The 26,312-nt window shown below is 67.3% G+C and carries 28 protein-coding genes and 1 tRNA gene; 20 read left to right on the top strand and 9 right to left on the bottom strand.

The features are described from left to right. Positions 1 to 66: 66 nt before the first annotated feature. Positions 67 to 1,026 (bottom strand): DMT family transporter, encoded by a 960-nt coding sequence (locus AC3WLF_RS30750; RefSeq protein WP_492320556.1) that lies wholly within the window; start codon positions 1,024 to 1,026, stop codon positions 67 to 69. Between the two features lie 293 nt (positions 1,027 to 1,319). Between AC3WLF_RS30750 and acs the strand changes: the two genes are divergently transcribed. The 6 genes from acs to AC3WLF_RS30720 all read left to right on the top strand — a co-directional run bounded on the left by acs (position 1,320) and on the right by AC3WLF_RS30720 (position 7,775). Next, on the top strand, positions 1,320 to 3,302 hold the full coding sequence (gene acs / locus AC3WLF_RS30745) for an acetate--CoA ligase (RefSeq protein WP_492320557.1): 1,983 nt from the start codon (positions 1,320 to 1,322) through the stop codon (positions 3,300 to 3,302). Positions 3,303 to 3,404: 102 nt separating this feature from the next. After that, positions 3,405 to 5,456, top strand: coding sequence for a VC_2705 family sodium/solute symporter (locus tag AC3WLF_RS30740; protein ID WP_492320558.1), 2,052 nt, complete (start codon positions 3,405 to 3,407; stop codon positions 5,454 to 5,456). An 85-nt stretch (positions 5,457 to 5,541) separates the two neighbouring features. Next, positions 5,542 to 5,632 (top strand) — tRNA-Ser (locus AC3WLF_RS30735). 350 nt (positions 5,633 to 5,982) lie between these two features. After that, on the top strand, positions 5,983 to 6,474 hold the full coding sequence (locus AC3WLF_RS30730; protein WP_492320559.1) for a GNAT family N-acetyltransferase: 492 nt from the start codon (positions 5,983 to 5,985) through the stop codon (positions 6,472 to 6,474). Positions 6,475 to 6,599: 125 nt separating this feature from the next. Further along, positions 6,600 to 7,448: a D-amino acid aminotransferase gene (locus AC3WLF_RS30725; RefSeq protein WP_492320560.1), complete on the top strand. Its 849-nt coding sequence runs from the start codon at positions 6,600 to 6,602 to the stop codon at positions 7,446 to 7,448. Positions 7,449 to 7,499: 51 nt separating this feature from the next. Next, positions 7,500 to 7,775 carry a hypothetical protein gene (locus tag AC3WLF_RS30720; RefSeq protein ID WP_010814363.1) on the top strand — a complete coding sequence of 92 codons (276 nt, stop codon included), beginning with the start codon at positions 7,500 to 7,502 and terminating at the stop codon, positions 7,773 to 7,775. 16 nt (positions 7,776 to 7,791) lie between these two features. Here AC3WLF_RS30720 and yfiB read toward each other — a convergent pair whose 3' ends face one another. From yfiB to yfiR, 3 genes are read right to left on the bottom strand one after another with little or no spacing between them, the layout of a single operon-like run. After that, positions 7,792 to 8,313, bottom strand: coding sequence for an outer membrane lipoprotein YfiB (gene yfiB / locus AC3WLF_RS30715; protein ID WP_492320561.1), 522 nt, complete (start codon positions 8,311 to 8,313; stop codon positions 7,792 to 7,794). 8 nt (positions 8,314 to 8,321) lie between these two features. Then, positions 8,322 to 9,587 (bottom strand): diguanylate cyclase DgcN/YfiN, encoded by a 1,266-nt coding sequence (dgcN, locus tag AC3WLF_RS30710; RefSeq protein WP_492353098.1) that lies wholly within the window; start codon positions 9,585 to 9,587, stop codon positions 8,322 to 8,324. After that, positions 9,584 to 10,183 carry a regulatory sequestration protein YfiR gene (yfiR, locus tag AC3WLF_RS30705; RefSeq protein ID WP_492353099.1) on the bottom strand — a complete coding sequence of 200 codons (600 nt, stop codon included), beginning with the start codon at positions 10,181 to 10,183 and terminating at the stop codon, positions 9,584 to 9,586. The genes dgcN and yfiR overlap by 4 nt, the downstream gene beginning before the upstream one ends. A gap of 306 nt (positions 10,184 to 10,489) precedes the next feature. Between yfiR and AC3WLF_RS30700 the strand changes: the two genes are divergently transcribed. The 6 genes from AC3WLF_RS30700 to AC3WLF_RS30675 all read left to right on the top strand — a co-directional run bounded on the left by AC3WLF_RS30700 (position 10,490) and on the right by AC3WLF_RS30675 (position 12,916). Further along, positions 10,490 to 10,951: a CopD family protein gene (locus AC3WLF_RS30700; protein ID WP_492320564.1), complete on the top strand. Its 462-nt coding sequence runs from the start codon at positions 10,490 to 10,492 to the stop codon at positions 10,949 to 10,951. A 59-nt stretch (positions 10,952 to 11,010) separates the two neighbouring features. Then, the gene (locus tag AC3WLF_RS30695; RefSeq protein ID WP_492320565.1) at positions 11,011 to 11,415 is read left to right on the top strand and encodes a lysozyme inhibitor LprI family protein; all 405 of its coding nucleotides are present in this window, start codon (positions 11,011 to 11,013) and stop codon (positions 11,413 to 11,415) included. Positions 11,416 to 11,482: 67 nt separating this feature from the next. Continuing rightward, positions 11,483 to 11,686 carry a hypothetical protein gene (locus AC3WLF_RS30690; protein ID WP_010814357.1) on the top strand — a complete coding sequence of 68 codons (204 nt, stop codon included), beginning with the start codon at positions 11,483 to 11,485 and terminating at the stop codon, positions 11,684 to 11,686. A gap of 110 nt (positions 11,687 to 11,796) precedes the next feature. Next, positions 11,797 to 12,219, top strand: coding sequence for a YXWGXW repeat-containing protein (locus AC3WLF_RS30685; protein WP_492356214.1), 423 nt, complete (start codon positions 11,797 to 11,799; stop codon positions 12,217 to 12,219). Positions 12,220 to 12,332: 113 nt separating this feature from the next. Then, entirely contained in the window at positions 12,333 to 12,557 is a 225-nt protein-coding gene (locus AC3WLF_RS30680; RefSeq protein WP_010814355.1) for a hypothetical protein, read from the top strand. A 77-nt stretch (positions 12,558 to 12,634) separates the two neighbouring features. After that, on the top strand, positions 12,635 to 12,916 hold the full coding sequence (locus tag AC3WLF_RS30675; RefSeq protein WP_492359284.1) for a hypothetical protein: 282 nt from the start codon (positions 12,635 to 12,637) through the stop codon (positions 12,914 to 12,916). Between the two features lie 55 nt (positions 12,917 to 12,971). Here the strand turns inward: AC3WLF_RS30675 and AC3WLF_RS30670 are convergent, their stop codons facing one another. The 4 genes from AC3WLF_RS30670 to glpK form a co-directional block, all read right to left on the bottom strand. Further along, positions 12,972 to 13,352 carry a hypothetical protein gene (locus AC3WLF_RS30670; RefSeq protein WP_035818297.1) on the bottom strand — a complete coding sequence of 127 codons (381 nt, stop codon included), beginning with the start codon at positions 13,350 to 13,352 and terminating at the stop codon, positions 12,972 to 12,974. Positions 13,353 to 13,421: 69 nt separating this feature from the next. Further along, the gene (locus AC3WLF_RS30665) at positions 13,422 to 13,799 is read right to left on the bottom strand and encodes an MliC family protein (RefSeq protein WP_492356215.1); all 378 of its coding nucleotides are present in this window, start codon (positions 13,797 to 13,799) and stop codon (positions 13,422 to 13,424) included. 76 nt (positions 13,800 to 13,875) lie between these two features. Continuing rightward, positions 13,876 to 15,480, bottom strand: coding sequence for a glycerol-3-phosphate dehydrogenase/oxidase (locus AC3WLF_RS30660; RefSeq protein WP_492356216.1), 1,605 nt, complete (start codon positions 15,478 to 15,480; stop codon positions 13,876 to 13,878). Positions 15,481 to 15,521: 41 nt separating this feature from the next. Next, positions 15,522 to 17,093, bottom strand: a complete 1,572-nt coding sequence (gene glpK, locus AC3WLF_RS30655; protein WP_492359283.1) for a glycerol kinase GlpK — start codon at positions 17,091 to 17,093, stop codon at positions 15,522 to 15,524. A gap of 56 nt (positions 17,094 to 17,149) precedes the next feature. On the opposite strand from glpK, the gene AC3WLF_RS30650 reads away from it, so the two are divergent. Both AC3WLF_RS30650 and purU read left to right on the top strand, forming a co-directional pair. Next, positions 17,150 to 18,049, top strand: a complete 900-nt coding sequence (locus AC3WLF_RS30650) for an NUDIX hydrolase (protein ID WP_492320571.1) — start codon at positions 17,150 to 17,152, stop codon at positions 18,047 to 18,049. Positions 18,050 to 18,145: 96 nt separating this feature from the next. Next, on the top strand, positions 18,146 to 19,012 hold the full coding sequence (gene purU / locus AC3WLF_RS30645) for a formyltetrahydrofolate deformylase (protein ID WP_492320572.1): 867 nt from the start codon (positions 18,146 to 18,148) through the stop codon (positions 19,010 to 19,012). A 91-nt stretch (positions 19,013 to 19,103) separates the two neighbouring features. Here purU and AC3WLF_RS30640 read toward each other — a convergent pair whose 3' ends face one another. Then, complete coding sequence (locus tag AC3WLF_RS30640; protein ID WP_492320573.1) at positions 19,104 to 19,874, bottom strand: DeoR/GlpR family DNA-binding transcription regulator; 771 nt, start codon at positions 19,872 to 19,874, stop codon at positions 19,104 to 19,106. 158 nt (positions 19,875 to 20,032) lie between these two features. Between AC3WLF_RS30640 and AC3WLF_RS30635 the strand changes: the two genes are divergently transcribed. From AC3WLF_RS30635 to AC3WLF_RS30610, 6 genes are all read left to right on the top strand, one after another. After that, entirely contained in the window at positions 20,033 to 21,163 is a 1,131-nt protein-coding gene (locus AC3WLF_RS30635) for an ABC transporter ATP-binding protein (protein ID WP_492320574.1), read from the top strand. A 1-nt stretch (position 21,164) separates the two neighbouring features. Then, positions 21,165 to 22,271 carry an ABC transporter ATP-binding protein gene (locus tag AC3WLF_RS30630; protein ID WP_010814345.1) on the top strand — a complete coding sequence of 369 codons (1,107 nt, stop codon included), beginning with the start codon at positions 21,165 to 21,167 and terminating at the stop codon, positions 22,269 to 22,271. Beyond that, positions 22,268 to 23,152: a carbohydrate ABC transporter permease gene (locus AC3WLF_RS30625; RefSeq protein WP_492320576.1), complete on the top strand. Its 885-nt coding sequence runs from the start codon at positions 22,268 to 22,270 to the stop codon at positions 23,150 to 23,152. Before AC3WLF_RS30630 ends, AC3WLF_RS30625 begins: the two co-directional genes overlap by 4 nt. After that, positions 23,145 to 23,975 carry a carbohydrate ABC transporter permease gene (locus AC3WLF_RS30620; RefSeq protein ID WP_414217155.1) on the top strand — a complete coding sequence of 277 codons (831 nt, stop codon included), beginning with the start codon at positions 23,145 to 23,147 and terminating at the stop codon, positions 23,973 to 23,975. The genes AC3WLF_RS30625 and AC3WLF_RS30620 overlap by 8 nt, the downstream gene beginning before the upstream one ends. Positions 23,976 to 24,016: 41 nt before the next feature. Further along, entirely contained in the window at positions 24,017 to 24,325 is a 309-nt protein-coding gene (locus tag AC3WLF_RS30615) for a DUF2160 domain-containing protein (protein WP_492320577.1), read from the top strand. 120 nt (positions 24,326 to 24,445) lie between these two features. Continuing rightward, entirely contained in the window at positions 24,446 to 26,173 is a 1,728-nt protein-coding gene (locus tag AC3WLF_RS30610; RefSeq protein WP_492356229.1) for an ABC transporter substrate-binding protein, read from the top strand. Positions 26,174 to 26,312 lie beyond the last annotated feature (139 nt).

Here is a 26,312-nt window from a genome sequence, read left to right as displayed (position 1 = left end):
TGTACCAAGCGCCGATGACCGGGCGCTGTTACCGACCGTAACCGAATCGTTCGTCGCCGGCGTGGCTCAGGCCGCGGCGCCGGGATCGGCGCCGGCCGCCTTGCCGCGCCACGCGCCGCGCGCGATCCGCCCCGGCCAGCTGGCCAGCACGATCCCGGCCAGCACGCACGCCAGCGCCACCCCATGCGGCCAGCCCGGCTGCTCGCCCAGGAAGGCGATGCCGTAGGTGGCAGCCGCCACCGGCAGCACCGAGGTGAACACCCCCGCCAGCTGCGCCGGCACATGGCGGATGCCCTTCATCCACAGCCAGAACGAGAACACGCTGGCCGACAGCGCATACCACAGCAGCATCAGCCAGGTCTGCGTGGGCACCGGCGACGCATCGAAGTCCAGCAGCGGCACCAGCCCCAGCGGCAGCATCAGCAGCCCGCCAATCAAATGCGTGTAGGCACAGATCTCGATCGCGGCCAGCGTCTGCGTGAGCCGCCGCGACAGGATCACGTAGATCGATTCGCACACCACCGCGCCCATGATCATCAGGTTGCCCAGCCATGCTTGGCTGCCGCTGCCGGCACCGTGCGCGTCGCCCCGGGCGATATTCAGCACGGCGATGCCGGTCATCGCCAGCAGCACCGATGCCACCGTGCGCCGCGACAGCCGCTCGCGCAGCAGCAGCCACGACAGGATCGCCACCGTGGCCGGGATGGTGCTGGTGATCACGCCGGCCGCCATGGCGCTGGTCAGCCGCACGCCATTGAGCATCAGCAGGGTAAACAGGAAGGTGCCGAAGAACGCCTGCAGGAACAGGTTCAGCCATTCCCCGCGCGAGACCCGGCGCATGCGCGCGGGCCGGTACCAGGGTGCCAGGCAGACGATGGCAATGACAAAACGCAGCAGCGCGAACAGCAGCACCGGCACATGCGCGATGATCGATTTGCCGAGGCCCACGTTGCTGCCGACCAGCGCCATCGAGGCAACCAGGAAGAGGGCGTAGACCGGGGAGAATGCTGAAGGATTGGCGGGCACGGGTACGGCCTTGGTCGTCCGGCGGGCGCCGCGGCGCCTTGGCGCGGCGGGTGCTGAGCCGGCGGGAGCGGCAAGGGTAAGCGCCGCGATCAAGTATGGAACTCGCGGATTATAGCTGTGCTAGCCTAATGGAGAAGGCTGCACTTTCGCTGCGCGTGCGTGGATTTTTCCCGCTGCATTGCAACAAGTTGCAGGCACACCCAGGCCCACCGTCAGGTCTTACCGTCAGGTTTAAGTAAGCCGTCGGGCGTAACGTGGCAGCCAAAGCCAGTCCAAAATCAGGAGACAAACTTATGTCCGCCATCGAATCGGTGATGCAAGAGCATCGCGTGTTCAACCCGCCGGAAGGCTTCGCCAGCCAGGCCGCGATCCCCAGCATGGAGGCCTACCAGGCGCTGTGCGACGAAGCCGAGCGTGACTATGAAGGCTTCTGGGCGCGCCACGCGCGCGAGCTGCTGCACTGGACCAAGCCCTTCACCAAGGTGCTGGACGAAAGCAACGCACCGTTCTACAAGTGGTTCGAAGACGGCGAGCTCAACGCCTCTTACAACTGCCTGGACCGCAATCTGCAGAACGGCAATGCGGACAAGGTCGCGATCGTGTTCGAGGCCGATGACGGCACCGTGACGCGCGTCACCTACCGCGAGCTGCATGGCAAGGTGTGCCGCTTCGCCAACGGCCTGAGGGCGCTCGGCATCAAGAAGGGCGACCGCGTGGTGATCTACATGCCGATGTCGGTCGAAGGCGTGGTCGCGATGCAGGCCTGCGCACGCCTGGGCGCCACGCACTCGGTGGTGTTCGGCGGCTTCTCGGCCAAGTCGCTGCAGGAGCGGCTGGTGGACGTGGGCGCGGTGGCGCTGATCACCGCCGACGAGCAGATGCGCGGCGGCAAGGCGCTGCCGCTCAAGGCCATCGCCGACGATGCGCTGGCGCTGGGTGGCTGCGAGGCCGTCAGGAACGTGATCGTCTACCGCCGCACCGGCGGCAAGGTTGCCTGGACCGAAAGCCGCGACCGCTGGATGGAAGATGTCAGCGCCGGCCAGCCGGATACCTGCGAAGCCGAGCCGGTGAGCGCCGAGCACCCGCTGTTCGTGCTCTACACCTCCGGCTCCACCGGCAAGCCCAAGGGCGTGCAGCACAGCACCGGCGGCTACCTGCTGTGGGCGCTGATGACAATGAAGTGGACCTTCGATATCAAGCCCGACGACCTGTTCTGGTGTACCGCGGACATCGGCTGGGTCACCGGTCATACCTACATCGCCTATGGCCCGCTGGCCGCCGGCGCGACCCAGGTGGTGTTCGAGGGCGTGCCCACGTACCCCCACGCCGGCCGCTTCTGGGACATGATCGCGCGCCACAAGGTCAGCATCTTCTACACCGCGCCGACCGCGATCCGCTCGCTGATCAAGGCCGCCGAGGCCGACGAGAAGATCCACCCGAAGCAGTACGACCTGTCCAGCTTGCGCCTGCTCGGCACCGTGGGCGAGCCGATCAACCCCGAAGCCTGGATGTGGTACTACAAGAACATCGGCAACGAGCGCTGCCCGATCGTCGACACCTTCTGGCAGACCGAAACCGGCGGCCACATGATCACGCCGCTACCGGGCGCGACGCCGCTGGTGCCGGGTTCGTGCACGCTGCCGCTGCCGGGCATCATGGCCGCCATCGTCGACGAGACCGGCCATGACGTGCCCAACGGCAACGGCGGCATCCTGGTGGTCAAGCGTCCGTGGCCGGCCATGATCCGCACCATCTGGGGCGATCCGGAGCGCTTCAGGAAGAGCTACTTCCCCGAAGAGCTCGGCGGCAAGCTCTACCTGGCCGGCGACGGCTCGATCCGCGACAAGGACACCGGCTACTTCACCATCATGGGCCGCATCGACGACGTGCTGAACGTGTCGGGCCACCGCATGGGCACGATGGAGATCGAGTCAGCGCTGGTGGCCAACCCGCTGGTGGCCGAAGCCGCCGTGGTGGGCCGCCCCGACGACATGACCGGCGAGGCCATCTGCGCCTTCGTCGTGCTCAAGCGTTCGCGTCCGACTGGCGAAGAGGCCGTCAAGATCGCGACGGAACTGCGCAACTGGGTCGGCAAGGAGATCGGCCCGATCGCCAAGCCCAAGGACATCCGCTTTGGCGACAACCTGCCCAAGACGCGCTCGGGCAAGATCATGCGGCGCCTGCTGCGGTCGCTGGCCAAGGGAGAGGAAATCACGCAGGACACCTCGACGCTGGAGAATCCGGCCATCCTGGAGCAGCTCAAGCAGGCACAGTGATCGCCTAGCTTCGGCCCGATCGAGCCCTTGAACCCGCCGCCGCGTTCCCGCGCGCCGGCGGGTTTGTTACGATAGCCCCCCACCGACCACGGACCGTCCCCCATGCCTGAAGCCCAGTCGCGCTTTCGCCGACGGTTGCTGCTGTACTACGGCCTGTTCACGCTAGGGTTGTTCGGCTTCGTCGGCATGATGGGGCTGCTGGAAAAGTCCAACGCCGATGCGCTGTGGCTCGGCTACGTCTTCCTCTTCATCACCATCGCGATCTATGCCTGCATCGGGCTGATCTGCCGCACCTCTGACCTGAACGAGTACTACGTTGCCTCGCGGCGCGTGCCGGCGCTGTTCAACGGCATGGCGATTGCCGCCGACTGGATGAGCGCGGCGTCCTTCATCGGCCTGGCCGGCATCCTGTTTTCCTCGGGCTACGAAGGGCTGGCCTATGTGATGGGCTGGACTGGCGGCTACTGCCTGGTGGCCTTCCTGCTGGCGCCGTACCTGCGCAAGTACGGCGGCTACACCATTCCCGATTTCCTCGCGGCGCGCTACGGCAACGGCAAGCCCGGCGGCAACCTGCCAGTGCGCGCGATCGCGGTGCTGGCGGCTTCGCTCTGCTCCTTCGTCTACCTGGTGGCGCAGATCCAGGGCGTGGGGCTGGTGGTGACGCGCTTTATCGGCGTGGAGTTTGCCGTCGGCATCTTCTTCGGGCTGGCCGGCATCCTGGTGTGCTCGTTCCTGGGCGGCATGCGCGCGGTCACGTGGACGCAGGTGGCGCAGTACATCATGATGATCGTCGCCTTCCTGGTCACGGTATCGATGATCGCGTGGAAGCATCACCACGAAGCGCTGCCGCAGCTCAGCTACGGCACGCTGCTGTCGCAACTGGACGCGCGCGAGCAGCAACTGGAGCGCGAGCCGGCCGAGCAGGCCGTGCGCGAGTACTACCGGCAGCAGGCCATCCTGCTGCAGGAGCGCATCGCCCGGTTGCCCGATTCCTTTGCTCAGGAGCGCGACGCGCTCGACGCGCGGCTGCAGGACCTGCGCACGCGTAATGCGCCGCTGCGCGACATCAAGTCGCTGGAGCGCGAACGGCTGGAATTCCCGCGCGACCCTGCTGCGGCACAGCAGCAGTGGAACCAGCAGCGGGCAGACGCACTGGCCCGCAGCCGCCATTCGCTGTCATCGACCGAGCCCTATCCCGCGGCATCGGAGCAGGAGCGCAAGACCAAGCGGCTGAATTTTGTATTGCTGGTGTTCTGCCTGATGGTCGGCACCGCCAGCCTGCCGCACATCCTGACGCGGCTCTACACTACCCCGTCGGTCAAGGAAACGCGCAACTCCGTGGCCTGGGCCGTGTTCTTCATCGCCTTGCTGTACGTGTCCGCGCCCACGCTGGCTGCGCTGGTCAAATACGAGTTCTTCCAGCACCTGGTGGGAACCCCCTACGCCGAATTGCCGCAGTGGGTGGTGCAATGGCGCAAGGTCGATCCACCCGTGTTCGGCATCCGCGATGTCAACGGCGACGGCATCGTGCAATGGGCCGAGATCCTGCTGCAGCCCGACATGATCGTGCTGGCCGCCCCGGAAATCGCCGGCCTGCCATACGTGATCTCCGGCCTGATCGCCGCCGGCGCCCTGGCCGCTGCGCTGTCCACCGCCGACGGCCTGCTGCTGACCATCGCCAATGCGCTCTCGCACGACGTCTTCTATCACATGGTCGACCGCCAGGCGAGCCACCAGCGCCGCGTCACCACCGCCAAGATCGTGTTGCTGGGCGTGGCGCTTTTTGCCTCCTACGTCACATCGCTGCGCCCCGGCAATATCCTGTTCCTGGTCGGCGCCGCGTTCTCACTGGCCGCCTCCAGCTTCTTCCCGGTGCTGGTCCTCGGCATCTTCTGGCGCCGCACCACCGCCGCCGGCGCAGTCGCCGGCATGGCCGCCGGGCTGGGCGTGGCGGTCTACTACATCATCGTCAACTATCCGTTCTTCACCCGCATGACCGGCATCTTCGGCAACCGCTGGTTCGGCGTCGACCCGATCGCCTCCGGCGCTTTCGGCGTGCCGGCGGGCTTCGCCGTGGCCATCATCGTCAGCCTGCTGACACCACGCAATGCACCGGTGATCGACCGGTTGGTTAGCTACCTGCGCAAGGGGTAGGGCGGATGGGCTTGTCAAGTAAGGCGGGATACGGCGACGAAGCACTGGATTCGCCAGGCAACTCTGCTATAATCTCGGACTTCCCGGAGAGATGGATGAGTGGTTTAAGTCGCACGCCTGGAAAGCGTGTATAGGTTAATAGCCTATCGGGGGTTCGAATCCCCCTCTCTCCGCCAGAACACTATGCACAGCAAAGCCGCCCGTCTGGGCGGCTTTTTTGTTTCCAGTCCCTGGTGGCTTCGTAATGCCTGAAGGGCTCAAAGAAAAGCCCTCGGCCAGGGTAGGCGAGGGCTGAAGTAGTAGTGGGCGAGTCGCGGGATCGCCCGTGAGCGATGGTCGTATAGGACCTTGTATCGCGCATCCCTCTAAATAGAGGTGTTGCCGCAAGGCGACATGCTATGCCAGCCATCGCGGCGAAGGCATGGCTTCCCTCTCGGCGCGCCGGATTGGATGAGCGCGTCGATCCAGTTGTTCTGGCCATGAGAGGGCTTCCGCCATGTACCCGGTGCCCGGTATCCTCCCGGCCATGACCAAACTCACCTTCGAACTCGAAATCCGCCCCGCCTTGCCCGCAGACGCGCAAGCGGTGGAAGCCATCCTGACCGACACCTACCTCGGCACCTGGAAGCCGCAACTGACAGCCGCCGCGGCAGCTGCCTTCGAACGGCAAGGCAAGACCCGAAGCTACGTCGAAGCGCGCCTGCAAGCATTCCGCGTAGCCTGCGTGGATGGCGTGCCCGCCGCGATGCTGGATTGGGAGAACAACTTTATCTGGGCCCTGCATGTCGGGCGGGCATGGCAACGCATGGGGCTGGGCGGGGCGCTGCTGGCCCATGCCGAAGGCGCGATTGCCCGCGCCGGGCATCGCGAGGCGAGGCTGGAGACGGACACGTTCAACGTGCAAAGCCGCGCGTTCTACCGGCGCCATGGCTATGCCGAGATCGATTTCTATCCCGACGAGAGCTGGGACAGTGGCTTTACCACTGTGCTGTTGTCGAAAGCGCTGCCGCCAGCCTGAGTGTGCGCGCCGGCGCCGGCGCCGGCTTGGCACGGGTAGCCAACCTCATGCGCAAATTGCATGAACCTGCGTGGCTGCCCGTGAAAGAATCAGGCGTCTTTTTCGAATCTCTAGCACTTGCCCCCATGTCCGACCCCATCGTCCACCTCAACGGCACCCTGACCCCTCTCTCCGAAGCCCGCATCCCCGTCCTCGACCGCGGCTTCATCTTTGGCGATGGCATCTACGAAGTCATCCCTTACTACAACGGCAAGCCATTCCGCGCAGAGCAGCATCTGGCCCGCCTGCACCGCAGCCTGGAGGGCATCGGGATTTCCGATCCGTACAGCGCCGGGCAGTGGCTGGAGCTGGTCGGCGAGGTGGTCGAGGCCAACGGCCTGTCGGACCAGCTGGTCTACATCCAGGTGTCGCGCGGCGTCGCCAAGCGCACGCATGCGTTTCCGAAGGAGGTCGTGCCGACGGTGCTGATCATGACCAACCCGATGGCGTTGCCGTCGGCGCAGATGCTTGAGCAGGGCGTGGCGTGCGTGACGATGGAGGACCGGCGCTGGCTGAACTGCCAGATCAAGTCGACGTCGCTGCTGGGCAACGTGCTGGCGGCGCAGCATGCGGTGGAGCACGGCGCGATCGAGGCGATCCAGTTCCGGGATGGCTGGCTGACCGAGGCGTCGGCGTCCAATGTGTGGGTGGTGCGCGACGGCCGCGTGATGGCGCCGCCCAAGGACAACCTGATTCTGGAAGGCATCCGCTACGGGTTCATGGAAGAGGTCTGTGCCGCGATGGGGATTGCGCTGGAGGCGCGCCGCATCGCGAAGGAAGAGGTGTTCGCCGCCGATGAGGTGCTGCTGTCGTCTGCCAGCAAGGAGCTGCTGCCGGTGGTGACCATCGATGGCCGCGCCATTGGCAAGGGGGTGCCGGGGCCGGTCTTTGGCCGGCTTTACGCTGCGTACCAGGCTGCCAAGGCTGCGCTTTGAGCAGATTTGCGTGCGTGCTAGGATGCCTCGGGATTGATCGAGGAGTCAGCCATGGCCAAGCGTGAGCGTGGCCGGCGTGCCCTGCAGGACGAGGTGAGCCGGCGCATCCAGCAAATCTATGAAATCGGCGAGGACGGCGCCAAGGTCCGGGTGCCGGCGCCTGTGCCGCACGCGCGCGATGCGCGCGGGCGCAACTGGAACATGACGGGCTTCGGCAATGCGTCCGGCTACGAGGCCAGCATCCGCGCGGTGGTCGACAAGGTGCGCGACGAGTTCGACCTGAGCGACGCGCCGGAGAACCGCGCGCCCAATCCGTTCGGTGACTGACGCGCCTGCCGTCGTCCTACTCGACCGATACGACGATGGCGACGCGCCGGTTCTCGCTGCGTCCGGCGGCGGTGCGGTTGTCGGCCACCGGGTGGCTCTTGCCCCGTCCGCGAACTTCAATGTTTTCCGGCGCAAAGCCGGTGCCCGCCAGCAGCCTTGCCACGGCTTCGGCGCGCCGCACTGACAGCGACTGGTTGTATTCGGCCGAGCCCGCGTCGTCGGTGTGGCCATCCACGCGCAGGCGCTCGATGCCCGCGCCCTTCAGCGCCCGCCCGAGGCGCTGCACATTGGCGGCGCGCTCAGCGTCGATCAGGTCCTCATTGAATCCGAACAGCAGCTTGTCTGACAAGCCGAGTTCCCAGCCTTCATCGGTCAGGGCGAAGCCTTCCTGCTTCAGCACCGCGACCTGTGCCGGAGACAGCCCGGTGGCTGGCGGCGCGGTCTGGCAGCCGGCCAGCGACAGCCCCGTCAGCACGACGGCGGCGAGCCAGAGTTTCCACAGGGACTTCCAGTAGGGCAGGGGCAGGCGTTCGGGCATGCGGGTTCTCACTGCGTGACGTCCAGGCGCGGCTCGGCGCATTGCCAGGTGCCGCCGGAGCGCCGCTTGGCGCCGTACATGGCGGCGTCGGCCGCGTGCAGCAGCGCCTGGCTGCCTTGCGCATGGACAGGGAAGACGGCCAGGCCGATGCTGAGCGAGGCCTGCACCGTGCTGCCGTCGGGCAGGTCGATCGGGGCGGACATTGCCTGCAGGATATGCTCGGCGATATGGATGGCGTCGCGCGGCGCGCGCAGCGCTGCGGCCAGCACGGCGAACTCGTCGCCGCCGATGCGTGCCACGGTGTCGCCGGCGCGCAGGCTGGCGCGGATGCGCTGGGCCACGGCCACCAGCACGGCATCGCCGGCGGCATGGCCGTGGCGGTCGTTGATGTTCTTGAAATCGTCACTGTCCAGGTACAGCACGGCCGCGTATTCGTCGTTGGCCGCGGCATGGCGCACGGCGTGCTCCAGCGCTTCGACGAAGGCGGCGCGGTTGAGCAGGCCGGTCAGCGCATCGTGGTTGGCGCGGTGGGCGAGCGAGCGGTTCTCGTGCTGCATCTGGTTCTGCCAGGTCTGCAGTTCGTCCAGCAGGCCGTTGAAGTCTTCGCTGAGGGCATTGAGTTCCGCGATGCTGGCCGGCGGCGTGCGCTGCGCGAAATCGCGCTTGGAACGCACCGCGTGCGCCACGCGCATCAGGTTGCGCAGCGGCTCGACGATCTGCACCAGCAGCCGGCTGGCCAGGTAGTGGGCGCCGATGGCGGTCAGCAGCAGGCAGCCAAGCAGGCCGAGCGCGCCGCGCAGCAGGAAATGCAGCAGGTTGCGGGGGTCGCCACTGACGCGCAGCATGCCGACCTGTTGCGTCTGGTGCAGGATCGGCTGTTCCACGACACCCATGCTCAGCCACTCGCTCAGCACGTGGCGCAAGCCGGTCAGTGGCGCCTGGCCGGGGCGCTGCCATTCGGCCAGCACGTGGTTGTCGAGGTCGTAGACGGTGGCGCGCGCGATGTCCTCGGACGCGGCGATAGCCGCCAGCGTCTCGCCGGTGGCCGCCTGGTCGCGGAATACGACTGGCGCTTCCAGCGTGTAGGCGATCGAGCGGGCCACCAGCCGCACGTTGTGGTCGGCATAGACGCGCAGTGCGGTCAGGCCAAGGGCGGTCAGCGATACCCCGGCAGTGAATACCGCGATCAGCGCCACGCCCAGGTGGATCCGGCGCAGCACGCTGTAGAGGGTGGGGCGGGCGCCGTTGCCGCGCGCCGGCTGGTGGGCGCTCATGATGGCGCTCCCTTGCGGCGGCCCAGCTGCAGCACGCCGGGGTGCACGTGCACGCCGCTGCGGGCGAGCGTGTCGAGGTTGACGCGGAACGAGACCTGCTGGTCGCGGATGTTCAGGCAGAACATGCTGCCGACCTCGCACTCGAAGTCTTCCTCGGCGATCACCAGCACCGGCCGGCCGGTCAGCTCGCCTGACAGCCGCTTGCGGCGGGCTTCGTTCATGGCGCCGATGTAGAGGGCATCGCAGGCCGGATGCAGCATGTCGGCCAGCACGTCGACCTGGCGCGCGCGCACCGGGCGGCCATTGGCGAGCGTGCCGCCTTCCATCAGCCGCGCGGAGTAGCGGCTGGTGTTGTCCACGCACAGCCGCACCGGGTCGCGCTCGACCGGCCAGCGTGCATACCCCAGCAGGCTGAAGACCACGCGCGCGACCAGGTCGGTGCGCTGCGGCGCGGGCTGCGCCGTTACCGCCGGCGGCAGCATGGCCGGCAGCACCGCCAGCGTCACGGCGAGCAGGGCCGGCAGGGCGCGGCGCAGCAGCGGTGGACGTCGGGCGGAATCGGCACTGGGAAGGGCGCTGGCTGGGGCAGGAGCCATGGTCTGGGGAAGGAGGTTCGGTGTGGCCTGTAATGGGTGGTGGGCTGTCCGCAGCCGCAGTTATTGTCCGGGGGCGGGTTCCGGGCGGTCAAGCGTCCGGCACGGGCGGGCCCGGCCCCGGAACACGCTTGTGCGGCCATGCTTCCGTGGGGCCCGTTTGCGACGCGGCGTGATACGGAATGTTTAACGGTTTTGGGTCGTTTTCCTGAAGTCAGGCGGGAACGCGCGCAGCGCTTCGCCGTGGCGGGCACAACACTTAGAATGGGTCCATCGTCCCCAACGCGCGCCTCGCCGCCGCATGCCGCCATGATTGCCGACCCGCTTTTCCGCTTCCTGCACGTTGCCGGCGTTGCCGTCTGGGTGGGCGGTATGTTCTTCGCCTACCTGTGCCTGCGGCCCGTGGCCGGCACCGTGCTGGAACCGCCGCCGCGGCTGCGGCTCTGGCGCGGCGTGTTTGCCCGCTTCTTCCCGTGGGTATGGGCTGCGGTGATTGCGATCCTGCTGAGCGGCGCAGCGATGCTGGCTGCAGTGGGCATGTCCGCTGCCCCACGCAGCTGGCACCTGATGATGGGGATCGGCCTCGTCATGACGGTGATTTTCTGCTACGTGTGGTTTGGGCCGTATCGCGCGCTGGGCCGGGCCGTGGATGCCCAGGACTGGCCGGGCGCCGGTGCCGCGCTGAACCGCATCCGGCAGGCGGTGGGGACCAACCTGGTGCTCGGGCTGGTCAATATCGCCGTGGCCACGCTGGGGCGCTGGCTGGCCTGAGCGTCCCGATGCCCCGGCATGGCGTCGTCATGTCACCACCAGGCAAAAGGAGAGCCGTTATGCGCGTCATCGCATGTCTTGCCGTCCTTGTTCTCGCCGCGGCGGGCACACCGGCGCGCGCCGAGCAAGGCAATGGCCTGAGCGCCGAATATGAACGCTGCATGGCCAAGGCCACGTCGACTGCCGACATGCTCGGCTGCGCCTCGGCCGAAGCACGGGTCCAGGACGTGGCGCTGAACAGCGCCTATCAAGCCTTGCTGCGGCGGCTGGAAGCGCCGCGCACCGGCCAGCTGCGGGTCGCGCAGCGGGTCTGGCTGGAGTTTCGCCAGGCCAACTGCACCTATGTGGCCAATCCGGCCGGCGGCACGGCCGCGCGCGTGGCCGGGGCGACCTGCATGGCGCGGATGACGGCCGGGCGGGCGCGCGAATTGCGTGACTTCGCCACCGATGCCGCCACCCGGTGAGCGGGCGAGCCATGTGCTAGAGTTCCCAGACACCTGTGCTGCGGCACGTCTCAACAGGAGATGGATCATGGCAAGTGAATCGCGCAACAACCTGAAGGCTTTCGTGCAGACCGCGCCCCAGGCGGGGCGCTATGTGTGGGTCATCGCGCTGGTGGACTTTGGCGCGCAGCAGATCCGGCGCGCCATCGTTTCGGACGACACCTTCACCACCTCGGATGCCGCGCGGGTAGCGGGCGAGGCCCAGCTCAAGGCGATGGCAGAAGACCACTAGCGAGTGTTGCGCGCCGGCATCTTTGTGACCAGCGGATACCGTTTCTTACATTGCGCCGGGATCGGTGCGCGCTAGACTGTGGGCATGTTCCTCCACAAGAAAGGACTCCCATGACACATCGCGCGCTCCGGCCGGCCAAGGCCCTCCTGCTGGCGGCCCTGCTGGGTTCCGGCCTGACGTTCAGTGCGGCGTCGATGGCTCAGGTGTCGGTCAATATTGGCATCGGCGTACCACCGCCGGCCCCGATCTACGAGGTCGTGCCCGCGCCGCGCTCCGGCTATGTCTGGATGCCGGGCTACTGGGACTGGGATGATCACCACCACAAGCACGCCTGGAAGAAGGGGCGCTGGGAACGTGAACGCCCCGGCTATGTCTATGAGTCGCCGCGCTGGATCCAGTCGCGCGACGGCTGGGTGCTGGTGCCAGGTCGCTGGGACCAGGGCGGGTACAAGGACAAGGGGCACAAGGATAAGGGCCACAAGGACAAGGGCTATCACTGCCCGCCCGGCCACGCCAAGAAGGGCGAGTGCTGAGGTGCCGGCCACCCGGCGCCGCACGGTGACGCCGGGTGGCCTTGCCATGCTACGATCGCCGCCATGACAACCGCGCCCGCGCGGCACATCGGCGGCGGATACCGGAGGTAGCAATGGCAAAGCACGTTTTCACGCGCGCGCAGTATCTCGACATCCTCAATGACAGCCTGCGCAAGCATCCCGGCTGGCAGCCCGGCATGGCCTTTGTGTTCCTGCCGCCTGGCGCCGATGCCAGCCAGGCCACGGCCGTGGGCTGCACCGGGCCGATGGAGGCCATTCCGGTCTATGCGGAAATCCAGCGGGTGGCTGCCGAACTGATCGAAGTCGGCAACGAATAGCGGCGCCGGTCGCCTTGCGGCCGGTGGATGCCGCAGGTGCGTACAATACCGGCCTCTACAGACTTTCGGATAATGCCGTGAAGAAAACGGACCTGGAAAAAAACAAGGGCCTGAAGATCGCCAACAGCCTGAAGCAGGCTTCGGCGGGGCGGGGTATTCCCGGCGGCGCGGCGCGCCCGGACCGGCGCGAACAGCGCCGGCTCGACCAGGAGCAAGGTCTGGTGCCCTTTGCGTGCAAGCTGGACGGCACGCTGGTCAAGCGCCTGCAGACGCTTGCCGTCGATCACCCGGGTGGCATGACCGGGCTGCTCAATGAACTGCTGGCGGGCGCGTTGCCGCCGGAGCAGGGCCAGAGCTGAAATATGGTGGCCGCGCCCGCGGCCACCTGCCTGACCCCATCAGGCCACGAGCGGGTCAGTCCTCTTCTTCTTCGTCAAGGAATTCGCGGCGCAGCATCCAGTTGGCGATGGCTTCGTCGCAGATACGCTTGAATTTCTGCTTGTCCGGCATCTTGTCGAACAGCTGGAAATTGACCAGCGCCATGCCGGCATCGGTGATATAGAACATCCGGCTCGGATCGTCTTCATGGACGATGCGGCCATCGATGGCGTCTTCCTCGCTTTCCGCCGGCATGTCTTCTAGCTCGACCACGCGGCAGGTGAAGCGCGGGCTGCGGGTATGGGTCAGATACTCGAACTCGTCGTGCATGACCTCGCCGCCTTTGCCTGCGATAACGGCGAAGCCCCAGATAAAGCGGGGCATCGGCAGATCGGACAGATCTTCAATCTCGTCCATGGTGTTCTCCCTGATTCAATCCCCGCATTATCGCCCGGAACGCCGCCACCTCAAACGTTGACGTGGCGCTTAGGGCTTTGCCTGGCAGTTGGCCAGCGCCGGCGCGGCGTTTTCGGCCTGCATCAGGTCGCGCAGCGTGCCTTCCTCGCCCTTGGTCCACCATTCGTAGCGGCCGCCGACATAGCGCGCGCCGGAGGCCGACACGGTGCTGACCGCCAGCACCGGCTTGCCGTCGATGCGGAACACTGCCGCCTGGTTGTCCGGGCTGTTGAAATAGCGCACGGAAAGCGTCTTGCCGCCGTCGCACTGGTAGCGCACGGTGCGCACGTCCGGGAAGCGCACGCCGTCGATGCCGGGCGCGCGGGCGGCGTGCGCGGCGGCGCAGGCGCCGACGGTTGCGAGCAGGACCACGGCGCGGGCGCAGGACAGGATCGGACGAGTGGTCATGGGTTTGCCTTGGTCGATGGGGGGGCAGCCAGTTGAGGGGGGGGCGGCGCCGATGGTGGTTCCGGCGGCGTCCGGGTCAGCCGAGCATGTAGCCGGCGGCGAGCGTGCGGAAGCTCTCGATTTCGCGCGCCTGCCAGGCCTCGTTCTCGCCGAGCTCCTCGGCCAGGACCGCGGCCACGGCCGGCGCGGCGTCCACGGCGGCGCGCGCGTCCAGGAACAGCGCGCGGTTGCGGCGGGCCAGCACGTCCTCGACCCGGCGCGCCAGTTCGTGCCGGGCCGCAAAGCGCACGTGCGCCTCGGTCAGGCCCGACGCTGGTGCCAGCATCCGGTCATATCCGGGCAGCGCGCGCAGCAGGTCCAGTTCATTGCCGTAGTAGCGGTCCGGCGAGCCTGAATCCGGCGGCGGCAGCCCTGCCGGCAGCCCCGCCGCGCCGTGCAGGGGCAGCTCGGCGGTCACGCACGGGGCCGCGCGCACCATCTGGCGCTGGATCGCGGTCTCGATCACGTCTTCGGCCATCTTGCGGTAAGTGGTCCACTTGCCGCCGGTGACGGTGATCAGCCCGGCCTTGGACACCAGGATCGTATGCTCGCGCGACAGCGATGCGGTAGAGGCCTCGCCGGTGGCCCGCACCAGCGGCCGCAGGCCGGCCCAGACGCTGGTGACGTCGGCACGGGTCGGGTCCCTGGCCAGGTAGCGCGACGCGGTTTCCAGGATGAAGTCGACATCGTCGGCGCCGGCGTCTGGTTCCAGCGGCAGGTCGCGGCGCGGCGTGTCGGTGGTGCCGACGATGGTGTGGCCGTTCCAGGGCACCACGAACAGCACCCGGCCGTCGTCGGTCTTGGGGATCAGGATGGCGCGCTCGCCCGGCAGGAAGCTGCGCGGCAGCGTCAGGTGCACGCCCTGGCTGGGCGCGACCATGGCACGCGCGTGGCCGTCTTCCATCTGCCGGATCGCATCGACCCATACGCCGGTGGCGTTGATCACGCAGTCGGCGCGCAGGTGGAAGGTGGCGTCGCCCAGCACATCCTGCACGGTCACGCCGCTGATCACGCCGCCTTGTTGGCTCAGGCCGGTCACGCGCATGTAGTTGACCGCGGTGCCGCCCACGTCGAACAGCGTGCGCATCAGCGCCACCGCCAGCCGCGCATCGTCGAACTGGCCGTCGAAATACAGGTTGCCGCCGCGCAGCGGACGCCCGCCGACGTGCTCGGCCAGGTTGGGCGCCGCGGCCAGCACCTCGCGGTGGTTCAGCCAGCGGCTGCCGGCCAGGTTGAGGTCGCCGGCCAGCATGTCGTAGACCTTGAGGCCGATGCCGTAGAAGGGCTGGTCGAACAGCTGGTAGGCCGGCACCACGAAGCCCAGCGGCCACACCAGGTGCGGCGCGTTGCGCGCCAGCAGGCCGCGCTCGTGCAGGGCCTCGCGCACCAGGCTGATATTGCCCTGGGCCAGGTAGCGCACGCCGCCATGCACCAGCTTGGTGGCCTTGCTGGAGGTGCCCTTGGCAAAATCTGCGGCTTCGACCAGCAGCGTTCGGTAGCCGCGCGAGGCGGCGTCGACTGCGGTGCCCAGGCCGGTGGCGCCGCCGCCGATGACGATCACATCCCAGCGCGGCTCGCGCTCCAGGGTGGCAAGCAGGGCGGCGCGGCCGGGGGGCTGTATCGGGGTGGAGACTCTCTGCATGACGCTTTTTTTGGGGGGTGTGTTCGGGGGGGAGGCGGCGCTCAGGCGTGGCTGCCGTTGGCTTCGTCCTCGCGCGCCCAGTCGCGCGCGCGGTCGACTGCGCGATGCCAGCGCGCCAGCCGGTGGCCGCGCGCGTCAGCCGACAGGTTCGGCTCAAAGCGCCGCTCCACCTGCCATTGCTGCGCGATCTCCGCCGGATCGCTCCAGTAACCGGTGGCCAGTCCCGCCAGGTAGGCGGCGCCCAGCGCGGTGGTTTCGGTCACGCGCGGGCGGACCACCGGGGTGCCGAGCAGGTCGGCCTGCATCTGCATCAGCAGGTCGCTGCGCGAGGCGCCGCCGTCCACGCGCAGCTCGGCCAGCGAGATGCCGGCATCCTTCTGCATGGCTTCCAGCACGTCGACGCTCTGCAGCGCGATCGATTCCAGCGCCGCGCGCGCGATCTGCGGCCGGCCGGTGCCGCGCGTCATGCCGACCAGCGTGCCGCGTGCAAACGGGTCCCAGTGCGGCGCGCCCAGGCCGGCAAAGGCGGGCACCAGCACCACGCCGCCGGTGTCGTCGCACTGGCGCGCGAGCGGCTCGACCTCGGGCGCGCTGTTGATGAGCTTGAGGCCGTCGCGCAGCCACTGGATGGTGGCGCCGCCCATGAACACGCCGCCTTCCAGGCAATATTGCGTCTGGCCGCGGATCTGCCAGCCGATCGTGGTCAGCAGCCGGTTGTGCGACGCGACCGGCTGCGAGCCGGTATTCATCAGCAGGAAGCAGCCGGTGCCGTAGGTGTTCTTGGCCATGCCGGGCGACAGGCAGGCCTGGCCGAAGGTGGCGGCCTGCTGGTCGCCGGCGATGCCGGCAATGGGGATCTGCATGCCGAACAGCCGCGCCGAGGTGCGCGCCACCTCGCCGCTGGACGCCACCACCTCGGGCAGCAGCGCGTGCGGGATGTCTAGCAGCGCCAGCAGCGCATCGTCCCACTCGAAGCTGTGGATATTGAACAGCATGGTGCGCGAGGCATTTGACACATCGGTGACATGGCGCGCGCCGTCGGTCAGCTGCCAGATCAGCCAGCTGTCGACGGTGCCGAAGGCCAGCTCGCCGCGCTGGGCGCGTTCGCGCGCGCCTTCGATGTTGTCGAGCATCCAGCGCAGCTTGGTGCCGGAGAAGTAGGCGTCGATGATCAGGCCGGTCTTGTCGCGGAACAGCTCGCCGTGGCCGGCGGCCTGCAGCGCCTCGCACATGGGCGCGGTGCGGCGGTCCTGCCAGACCAGCGCGCGCCCGACCGGCTCGCCGGTCTTGCGGTCCCACAGCACGGTGGTCTCGCGCTGGTTGGTGATGCCGATGGCGCGCACCTGCGCGGCCGAGATGCCGGCGTCGGACAGCACCGCGTGCGCCACCGCCAGCTGCGATTGCCAGATCTCGTAGGGGTCGTGCTCGACATGGCCGGGATGTGGGTAATATTGGCGGAACTCTCGCTGCGCGAGCCGCACCACGTTGCCGGCATGGTCGAACAGGATGGCCCGCGAACTGCTGGTGCCCTGGTCGAGCGCCAGCACATATTGCGGCTCGGTGGGAAGCTGGGACGAAGCAGGGCGCTGGGCCTGCGCGGCTGGCTGGTTCATGCGTTCAATCCTGACAATGACAAAGCGCGCCGGCCCGGCCGGCGCATGGATTCCTGATGGCTGAAACGTCTTCCTTGCCGCCCGCGGACGCCGCGGGCAACCTCGCCGCCGGTCCCGCTGCGCAGATCGCCGCCTCGCTGGCGGCGCGCAGCGGCTTCGACGCCGCCGCCAAGCTGCGCCTGATGGCGGCAGGCCAGCAGGTTGGCTGGCTGCCGCGTGCCCATGCGGCAATCCTGCGCGGCATGGGCGCCATCCTCGGCCCGGACGAGCGCCTGGCCGATGGCACCACGGCGGCTGAACTGCTGCCCGGGCGCAATGACTTCGACGCGCGCAGCGCCGCGCTGCAGGCGCTGGCCCGCCAGCTGGCCGATGCCGGCCATGTGCGCGGCTGGCGCGACGAACTGTTCGCGGTCACGCCCGCGCTGGACGCGCCCGCACTCGCCGTGGTGGAACGTGCGGCGGCGCGCTTTCTCGGGCTGCTGACCTTTGCCTCGCACATGAACGGCATTGTCGATGGCGATGTGGACGGTGGTCCCGCTCTGTGGATCTCGCGGCGCAGCCTGGCCAAGTCGGTCGACCCCGGCATGTGGGACAACCTGGTCGCCGGCGGCATGCCGCACGGCAGCGATCCGCTGGCGACGCTGGTGCGCGAATGCGAGGAAGAATCCGGCATCCCGCCCGCGCTGGCGCAGGGCGTGCAGGCCCACGGCATGATCGAGGTGCTGCGCGACCTGCCCGAAGGCGTACAGTGGGAGCAGATCTATGTCTACGACCTGCTGCTGCCGCCGGGCTTCACGCCGCGCAACCAGGATGGCGAGGTCAGCGAGCACCGGCGCGTCGACTTGGCCGCATTGCTTGCTATCATGTCGGCCGGCGCCATGACGGTCGATGCGACACTGGTGACGCTGGATGCCCTTGGGCGACGCGGCTGGCTCGGTCCTGACCATCGCCCCTGAGCCGTCGCCGCGGGTTCCGCCTGTGCCGGTCTTGCCGACCTCGCTGACCTGATTTTCCCGGCCTTGCGCCGCGCCACTCCGACAGAACAACACACCATGAGCAACACCGGATTCATCCTGACCCTCTCTTGCCCCGACCAGCCGGGCATCGTCCATGCCGTCTCGGGCCTGCTGTTCCAGCACGGCTGCAATATCGTCGATTCCGACCAGTACGGTGACGAGTACGCCGGCCGCTTCTTCATGCGCGTGCATTTCACGCCGGCCGCCGGCGGCCCGGACCTGGACACGCTGAAGGCCGCGTTCGTGCCGGTCGGCGACCAGTTCGGCATGCAGTGGGAGCTGAACGACGCCGCGGTCAAGCCGCGCGTGATGATCATGGTGTCCAAGATCGGCCACTGCCTGAACGACCTGCTGTTCCGCGCCAAGGTCGGCGGCCTGCCGGTCGAGATCGCGGCCATCGTCTCGAACCACCGCGACTTCTACCAGCTGGCGGCGTCGTACGATGTGCCGTTCTTCCACCTGCCGCTGATGAACGCCTCGGCCGAGCAGAAGGCCGCGCAGGAAGCGCGCGTGTTCGATGTGGTGCAGGAGCAGAAGATCGACCTGGTGGTGCTGGCGCGCTACATGCAGGTGCTGTCCGACGACCTGTGCCGCAAGCTGGCCGGCCGCGCGATCAATATCCACCACTCGTTCCTGCCCAGCTTCAAAGGCGCCAAGCCTTACTACCAGGCGCATGACCGCGGCGTGAAGCTGATCGGCGCGACCGCGCACTACGTCACCGCCGCCCTGGACGAAGGCCCGATCATCGAGCAGGAGATCGAGCGCGTGGACCACAGCATGGACCCCGAGCAACTGACCGCCGTCGGCCGCGACGTGGAATGCGTGGCACTGGCGCGCGCGGTCAAGTGGCATGCCGAACACCGTATCCTGCTGAACGGCCACAAGACCGTGGTGTTCAAGTAAGCTCGCCGTCCCCCGGTTCCAGCGCCCGCGGGAATCCTGCCGCTTCACGGCTGCCGCATCCCCGCCGGCGCGGGGATGCCGGGCCAGCGGGTCAGTCCCGCTCCGCCACCACACACTTCACCCCACTGTCGGCCACGATCTGGTCGAACGGCGCTGCCAGCGGCTCGTCGGTAAAGAGCCGGTCGACCTGCGACACATGCGCCAGCTCCACCATCGCCTGGCGGTTGAACTTGCTGGCGTCCGCCGCCAGCCACACCTCGCGTGAATGCTCGATGATCGTCCGCGCCACCTTGACCTCGCGGAAATCGTAGTCGCGCAGCGTGCCGTCGGTCTCGATGCCCGAGATGCCGATCAGCCCGATATCCACCTTGAACTGGCGGATGAACTCCACCGTGGCCTCGCCCACGATGCCGCGGTCGCGTGAGCGCAGCACGCCGCCGGCGACGATGACCTCGCAATCGGGGTTGTCGGCAAGGATATTGGCCACGTTCAGGTTGTTGGTGATGACGCGCAGCCCGCGGTGGTGCATCAGTTCGCGCGCTATCTCTTCCACCGTGGTGCCGATGTTCAGGATCAGCGAGCAGCCCTCGGGCACCGCGGCGGCCACCGCGCGCGCGATGCGCGCCTTGCCTTCGGCGTTGAGCACCTGCCGCTGCCGGTAGGCGATGTTCTCGGTGGTGGAGCCCTCCACCCGAACCCCGCCATGGAAGCGCGCCAGCATGCCATTCCCGGCCAGCAGGTTGACGTCGCGGCGCACCGTCTGGAGCGTGACGCCGAACTTGCGCGCAAGTTCGTCGATGGAGGCAAAGCCCTGGGTGCGGACTTCTTCGAGCAGGGCCGTCTGGCGGGGATTCAGGGTCATGCCGGGATTCTAGTTCAAACAGAAACGAAAACAAATGATGCGGTGCACTATTGTTTTACGTTCGTTTTGTTGCTAAAACGAACGTCAAGCCAAGACTTGTGTGCCTGCATCGCGCGCCAAAGCTGTGATGCGGGAAGCATATCGAACATGGAGACCGGATGCAGCTACGTTTGGAAGGCGTCGCACAGCAGGCAGGTTCGCAGGCGTATCTCTATCCGATGACGCTCGCGCCGGTTCCGGGCGCCGTGACCATCCTGCTGGGCGCCACGCAGGCGGGCAAGACCTCGCTGATGCGGCTGATGGCCGGGCTGGACCGGCCCAGCGCCGGCCGCGTGCTGGTCGACGGCCACGACGTGACCGGCATGCCGGTGCGCGAGCGCAATGTATCGATGGTCTACCAGCAGTTCATCAACTACCCGTCGCTCAAGGTCTTCGACAACATCGCCTCGCCGCTGCGGCTGCGGCGCAAGGCGCCGGCCGCAGAGATTGCCGCGCGCGTGCGCGAGCTGGCCGGGCGGCTGCATATCGACCACCTGCTGGACCGCTATCCGTCCGAGCTCTCCGGCGGGCAGCAGCAGCGCGTGGCACTGGCGCGCGCGCTGGCCAAGGAGGCGCCGCTGATGCTGCTGGACGAGCCGCTGGTCAACCTTGACTACAAGCTGCGCGAGGAACTGCGCGAGGAACTGGCGCAGCTGTTCGCGCATGGCGACGCCACCGTGGTCTATGCCACCACCGAGCCCGGCGAAGCGCTGCTGCTGGGCGGCCATACCGCGGTGCTGGACGCCGGCGAACTGCTGCAGTACGGCCCCACCCCCCAGGTCTTCCACTATCCCGATTCGCTGCGCGTGGCGCGAGCGTTCAACGATCCGCCGATGAACCTGGTCGAGGGCCGGCTGCAGGGCGGCTGGGTCACGCTGGCTGGCGATATCTCTGTGCCGGTGCCCGGCGCGGGCGGGCACGACGGCCCGGTCACGGTGGGGGTGCGCGCGTCGGCATTGCGCCTGGCCGCTGAGCCGGGCGCGGTGGCGGTGCCGGGGCGCGTAGCGCTGGCCGAGCTGTCAGGCTCAGACACCTTCGTCCACGCCGATACCCCGGTGGGCAACCTGGTGGCGCAGTTCGCCGGCGTGCTCGACCTGGCGCTGGGCGAGCCGGTGTCACTGCACCTGCTGCCCGAGCAGATCTATCTGTTCGACGCCGACGGGCGCCGCATCCATGCGCCGCGCCGGCCGGGCGGGCTGGCGGCGGACGTGCCCGGCGGCGCGGCCGCGGCTGCCGGGGCAGGGGCCTGAGATGGCGCGCATCGACCTGGACCTGGCGCACTCCTATGTGCCCAATCCGCGTACCGACGAGGACTACGCGCTGCTGCCACTGCAATTCACGTTCGAAGACGGCGGCGCCTATGCGCTGCTGGGCCCGTCGGGCTGCGGCAAGACCACGCTGCTGAACTGTATTTCCGGGCTGCTGCGGCCCTCGCACGGCACCATTGCCTTCGATGGCCGCGACGTGACCGCTGCCACGCCGCAGGCGCGCAATATCGCCCAGGTGTTCCAGTTCCCGGTGATCTACGACACCATGACCGTCGGCGAGAACCTGGCCTTCCCGCTGCGCAACCGCGGCGTGCCGGAAGCCCAGGTGCGCGAGCGGGTAGGACGCGTGGCCGAGATGCTGGACCTGTCGGCCACGCTCGATCGCCGCGCCAGCGGCCTGGCCGCGGACGCCAAGCAGAAGATCTCGCTGGGGCGCGGGCTGGTGCGCCAGGACGTGTCGGCCATCCTCTTCGACGAGCCGCTGACGGTGATCGACCCGCAGCTCAAATGGCAGCTGCGGCGCAAGCTCAAGGAAATCCACCACGAATTCCGCCTGACGCTGATCTACGTGACGCACGACCAGACCGAGGCGCTGACCTTTGCCGACCAGGTGGTGGTGATGTCGCGCGGCAAGGCGGTGCAGGTGGGGCCGGCGGATGCGCTGTTCGAGCGTCCCGCGCATACCTTCGTCGGGCATTTCATCGGCTCGCCGGGCATGAATTTCCTGACCGGGCAGTGGCGCGACGGCGCGATCGAGTTGGCGGGTCGCCGCTACATGCCGGAGTTGTCGCCGTCAGTCGAAGCGGCGCTGCGCGAGGCCGGCAGCTTCCGCATCGGCGTGCGGCCCGAGTACCTGCGCCTGGCGCCGGAGAGCGACGCGCAGGCGGTGCCGGTGCGGGTCGAGCGCGCGCAGGACATCGGCACTTACTGGCTGCTGACCGGCGGCGTGCAGGAGGCGGGCGCACTGGCGGGTACGCTGCGCGCGCGGCTGGGTATCGAGGCGGCCGATCTGCGCCTGGGCGACACGGCCTGGCTGTCGGTGTTCAACCGCCATACCTGCTACTACGTCAACGAGGAACTGGTGCCATGAAGCCCGTCAACCAGAAGGCCTGGCTGCTGGTGTTGCCGGTGGTGGTGTGCGTGGCGTTCTCCGCGATCCTGCCGCTGATGACCATCGTCAACTACTCGGTGCAGGACATCATCTCGCCCGAGCGGCGCGTCTTTGTCGGCACCGAATGGTTCCGCACCGTGCTGCGCGACGGCGAGCTGCACGACGCGCTGCTGCGCCAGCTGGGCTTCTCGCTGGCGGTGCTGCTGGTGGAAATCCCGCTCGGCATCCTGCTGGCGCTGTCGATGCCGGCCAGGGGCTGGAAGGCGTCGGCGGTGCTGGTGATCATCGCGCTGTCGCTGCTGATCCCGTGGAACGTGGTCGGCACCATCTGGCAGATCTTCGGGCGTACCGATATCGGCCTGCTCGGTGCCGCGCTCGAGGCGATGGGGTTCGACTACAACTATACCGGCAGCGCTTTCGATGCCTGGGTCACGGTGCTGGTGATGGACGTCTGGCACTGGACGCCGCTGGTGGCGCTGCTGTGCTACGCCGGCCTGCGCGCCATCCCCGACGCCTACTACCAGGCCGCGCAGATCGACGGCGCCTCGCGCCTGGCGGTGTTCCGCTATATCCAGCTGCCCAAGCTGCGCGGCGTGCTGATGATCGCGGTGCTGCTGCGCTTCATGGACAGCTTCATGATCTATACCGAGCCGTTCGTGCTGACCGGCGGCGGGCCGGGCAACGCCACCACCTTCCTGTCGCAGTACCTGACGCAGAAGGCCGTGGGCCAGTTCGACCTGGGCCCGGCGGCGGCGTTTTCCATCGTCTATTTCCTGATCATCCTGCTCATGTGCTTCATCCTCTATAACTGGATGCAGCGCGCGGGCACCGCCGGCAGCGAGGACATGCCCCATGGCTGAGATGCGCACCCCCGCCAACCGCGCCACCTGGTGGCGCGCCGGCTTCCTGCTGGTCTACCTGCTGTTCGCCATCGTGCCGATCTACTGGATGGTGAACATGTCGTTCAAGACCAACGAGGAGATCGTCTCCACGCTGTCGCTGTGGCCCGCGGAATTCACGCTGCAGCATTACAAGACCATCTTCACCGACCCATCCTGGTATTCGGGCTACGTCAACTCGATGATCTACGTGGCGATGAACACGGTGATCTCGATCAGCGTGGCGTTGCCGGCCGCCTATGCCTTTTCGCGCTACCAGTTCATCGGCGACAAGCATGTGTTCTTCTGGCTGCTGACCAACCGCATGACGCCGCCCGCGGTGTTCCTGCTGCCGTTCTTCCAGCTCTACAGCACCATCGGGCTGATGGATACCCACCTGGGCGTGGCGCTGGCGCACCTGGTCTTCAATGTGCCGCTCGCGGTGTGGATCCTGGAGGGCTTCATGTCGGGCGTGCCGCGCGAGATCGACGAGACCGCGTATGTCGATGGCTACTCGTTCCCGCGCTTCTTCCTGACCATCTTCCTGCCGCTGATCAAGGCCGGCGTGGGCGTGGCGGCGTTCTTCTGCTTCATGTTCAGCTGGGTCGAGCTGCTGCTGGCGCGCACGCTGACTTCGGTCAATGCCAAGCCCATCGTCGCCACCATGACGCGCACGGTGTCGGCATCGGGAATGGACTGGGGCGTGCTCGCCGCGGCCGGCGTGCTGACCATCGTGCCCGGCGGCATCGTGATCTGGTTCGTGCGGCACTACATCGCGAAGGGCTTTGCGATGGGGCGCGTGTAAGCGCGCGACGCAACCTAACCGCAACGGAAGGAGACGGCGCAATGCTGAGCTGGATGGTCTGGACGACACCGGTGGCGGTGTTCTTCGGCTGCATCGTAGTCATGCTGATCACCATGACTATCTGGGAAATACGCGCGCCTTCGGTGCTGCGCAAGGGCTTCCTGCCGATCGCGACCACGCGTGGCGACCGCTTGTTTATCGGGCTGATGTGCGCCGCCTGGGTCAACCTGGCGTGGGTAGGACTGGGCGAGAAAATCACCGCTTGGCTGTCGCTGCCCGAAGAGCCGTCGGTCTGGATCAGCTTCGGGGTATCGATGCTGGTGCTGGCGCTGATCATGCGCAAGGGCTAGCCGTTTATTCGTAAGCATCAGGGTTGGATGGAAGGTTTGCGGCTTATCCCTGCCCCGGGGCCGCCACCACGACCATAGCCGGGGAGGGGAAATCTTGAGGAGACACTGATGAAAGTGCACGTGAAGTTGGGGATGTCAGCCCTTGCCTGCGCGGCTGCGCTGGCTTGTGGGTCCGTCTCGGCGGGCGAGGCTGAGGCCAAGAAGTGGATCGACAATGAGTTCCAGCCCTCGTCGCTGGCCAAGGACAAGCAGCAGGCCGAAATGAAGTGGTTCATCGACGCCGCCGCCAAGCTCAAGGCCAAGGGTGTCACGCAGATCAGCGTGGTGTCCGAAACCATCACCACGCACGAGTACGAATCCAAGACGCTGGCCAAGGCGTTCGAGGAGATTACCGGCATCAAGGTCAAGCACGACCTGATCCAGGAAGGCGACGTGGTCGAGAAGCTGCAGACCTCGATGCAGTCCGGCAAGTCGATCTACGACGGCTGGATCTCTGACTCGGACCTGATCGGCACGCACTACCGCTATGGCTCCATCCTGCCGCTGACCGACTATATGAACGGCGCCGGCAAGGAGTGGACCAACCCCGGGCTGGATGTGAAGGACTTTATCGGCACCAAGTTCACCACTGCGCCGGACGGCAAGCTGTACCAGCTGCCCGACCAGCAGTTTGCCAACCTGTACTGGTTCCGCGCCGACTGGTTCGCGCGCAAGGACCTGCAGGACAAGTTCAAGGCCAAGTACGGCTACGACCTGGGCGTGCCGACCAACTGGTCAGCCTATGAGGACATCGCCAACTTCTTCACCAACGACGTGAAGGAGCTCGACGGCAAGAAGGTCTACGGGCACATGGATTACGGCAAGAAGGACCCGTCGCTGGGCTGGCGCTTCACCGACGCCTGGCTGTCGATGGCCGGCACCGCCGACAAGGGCCTTCCCAACGGCATGCCGGTTGACGAGTGGGGCATCCGCGTGGCCGAGGACAAGTGCACGCCGGTCGGCGCCTCGGTGTCGCGCGGCGGTGCCACCAACAGCCCGGCGGCGGTCTATGCGCTGACCAAGTACATCGACTGGATGAAGAAGTACGCGCCGCCGCAGGCGATGGGCATGACCTTCTCCGAGGCCGGCCCGGTCCCCGCGCAAGGCCAGGTGGCGCAGCAGATCTTCTGGTACACCGCCTTCACCGCGGACATGACCAAGAAGGGCCTGCCGGTGGTCAACGCCGACGGCTCGCCCAAGTGGCGCATGGCGCCGTCGCCGTACGGCCCGTACTGGAAGCAGGGCATGCAGAACGGCTACCAGGACGTGGGCTCCTGGACCTTCTTCAAGAACACCGACCCCAACAAGCTGGCGGGCGCCTGGCTGTATGCGCAGTTCGTGACGTCCAAGACGGTCTCGCTGAAGAAGTCGCTGACCGGACTGACCTTTATCCGCGACAGCGACATCCACCACGAGTACCTGACCAAGAACGCGGCCAAGTACGGTGGGCTGGTCGAGTTCTACCGCAGCCCCGCGCGCGTGGCTTGGACGCCGACCGGCACCAACGTACCCGACTATCCGAAGCTGGCCCAGCTGTGGTGGAAGAACGTGGCCACCGCGGTGACCGGCGAGAAGACGCCGCAAGCCGCCATGGACACGCTGGCCGAAGAGATGGACCAGGTCATGGCGCGGCTGCAACGCGCCGGCATGAGCAACTGCGCGCCCAAGCTCAACCCGAAGGGAGACCCGGGCAAGTGGCTGTCGAACGACCATGCGCCGTGGCAGAAGCTGGCCAACGAAAAGCCGAAGGGCGAGACCATTCCTTACGACAAGCTGTTGCAGGCGTGGAAGGAAGGGAAGGTGCGCTGAGGCGTTTGAGGCTGCCGGCAATGAATGAATGCCGCTGGTTTGCCCCCCTCTCCCGCATGCGGTGTACAGACCGGGGACATGGGTAACAGGTGTTCGGAGACATAGGTGACACGTGACCTGCGCGCATCATGATGCGCGC

The sequence above is a fragment of the Cupriavidus sp. FW306-01-F10A genome, from assembly GCF_058782785.1.
Note: the sequence above shows the minus strand (reverse complement) of the source record. Positions and strands in the feature narration are given on the sequence as shown.

Bases quoted from the DNA above. Each gene is read 5' to 3' on its own strand.
- acs (WP_492320557.1), top strand. From the start codon at position 1,320: ATGTCCGCCATCGAATCGGTGATGCAAGAGCATCGCGTGTTCAACCCG.
- AC3WLF_RS30740 (WP_492320558.1), top strand. From the start codon at position 3,405: ATGCCTGAAGCCCAGTCGCGCTTTCGCCGACGGTTGCTGCTGTACTAC.
- AC3WLF_RS30730 (WP_492320559.1), top strand. From the start codon at position 5,983: ATGACCAAACTCACCTTCGAACTCGAAATCCGCCCCGCCTTGCCCGCA.
- AC3WLF_RS30725 (WP_492320560.1), top strand. From the start codon at position 6,600: ATGTCCGACCCCATCGTCCACCTCAACGGCACCCTGACCCCTCTCTCC.
- AC3WLF_RS30720 (WP_010814363.1), top strand. From the start codon at position 7,500: ATGGCCAAGCGTGAGCGTGGCCGGCGTGCCCTGCAGGACGAGGTGAGC.
- yfiB (WP_492320561.1), bottom strand. From the start codon at position 8,313: ATGCCCGAACGCCTGCCCCTGCCCTACTGGAAGTCCCTGTGGAAACTC.
- dgcN (WP_492353098.1), bottom strand. From the start codon at position 9,587: ATGAGCGCCCACCAGCCGGCGCGCGGCAACGGCGCCCGCCCCACCCTC.
- yfiR (WP_492353099.1), bottom strand. From the start codon at position 10,183: ATGGCTCCTGCCCCAGCCAGCGCCCTTCCCAGTGCCGATTCCGCCCGA.
- AC3WLF_RS30700 (WP_492320564.1), top strand. From the start codon at position 10,490: ATGATTGCCGACCCGCTTTTCCGCTTCCTGCACGTTGCCGGCGTTGCC.
- AC3WLF_RS30695 (WP_492320565.1), top strand. From the start codon at position 11,011: ATGCGCGTCATCGCATGTCTTGCCGTCCTTGTTCTCGCCGCGGCGGGC.
- AC3WLF_RS30690 (WP_010814357.1), top strand. From the start codon at position 11,483: ATGGCAAGTGAATCGCGCAACAACCTGAAGGCTTTCGTGCAGACCGCG.
- AC3WLF_RS30685 (WP_492356214.1), top strand. From the start codon at position 11,797: ATGACACATCGCGCGCTCCGGCCGGCCAAGGCCCTCCTGCTGGCGGCC.
- AC3WLF_RS30680 (WP_010814355.1), top strand. From the start codon at position 12,333: ATGGCAAAGCACGTTTTCACGCGCGCGCAGTATCTCGACATCCTCAAT.
- AC3WLF_RS30670 (WP_035818297.1), bottom strand. From the start codon at position 13,352: ATGGACGAGATTGAAGATCTGTCCGATCTGCCGATGCCCCGCTTTATC.
- AC3WLF_RS30665 (WP_492356215.1), bottom strand. From the start codon at position 13,799: ATGACCACTCGTCCGATCCTGTCCTGCGCCCGCGCCGTGGTCCTGCTC.
- AC3WLF_RS30660 (WP_492356216.1), bottom strand. From the start codon at position 15,480: ATGCAGAGAGTCTCCACCCCGATACAGCCCCCCGGCCGCGCCGCCCTG.
- glpK (WP_492359283.1), bottom strand. From the start codon at position 17,093: ATGAACCAGCCAGCCGCGCAGGCCCAGCGCCCTGCTTCGTCCCAGCTT.
- AC3WLF_RS30650 (WP_492320571.1), top strand. From the start codon at position 17,150: ATGGCTGAAACGTCTTCCTTGCCGCCCGCGGACGCCGCGGGCAACCTC.
- purU (WP_492320572.1), top strand. From the start codon at position 18,146: ATGAGCAACACCGGATTCATCCTGACCCTCTCTTGCCCCGACCAGCCG.
- AC3WLF_RS30640 (WP_492320573.1), bottom strand. From the start codon at position 19,874: ATGACCCTGAATCCCCGCCAGACGGCCCTGCTCGAAGAAGTCCGCACC.
- AC3WLF_RS30635 (WP_492320574.1), top strand. From the start codon at position 20,033: ATGCAGCTACGTTTGGAAGGCGTCGCACAGCAGGCAGGTTCGCAGGCG.
- AC3WLF_RS30630 (WP_010814345.1), top strand. From the start codon at position 21,165: ATGGCGCGCATCGACCTGGACCTGGCGCACTCCTATGTGCCCAATCCG.
- AC3WLF_RS30625 (WP_492320576.1), top strand. From the start codon at position 22,268: ATGAAGCCCGTCAACCAGAAGGCCTGGCTGCTGGTGTTGCCGGTGGTG.
- AC3WLF_RS30620 (WP_414217155.1), top strand. From the start codon at position 23,145: ATGGCTGAGATGCGCACCCCCGCCAACCGCGCCACCTGGTGGCGCGCC.
- AC3WLF_RS30615 (WP_492320577.1), top strand. From the start codon at position 24,017: ATGCTGAGCTGGATGGTCTGGACGACACCGGTGGCGGTGTTCTTCGGC.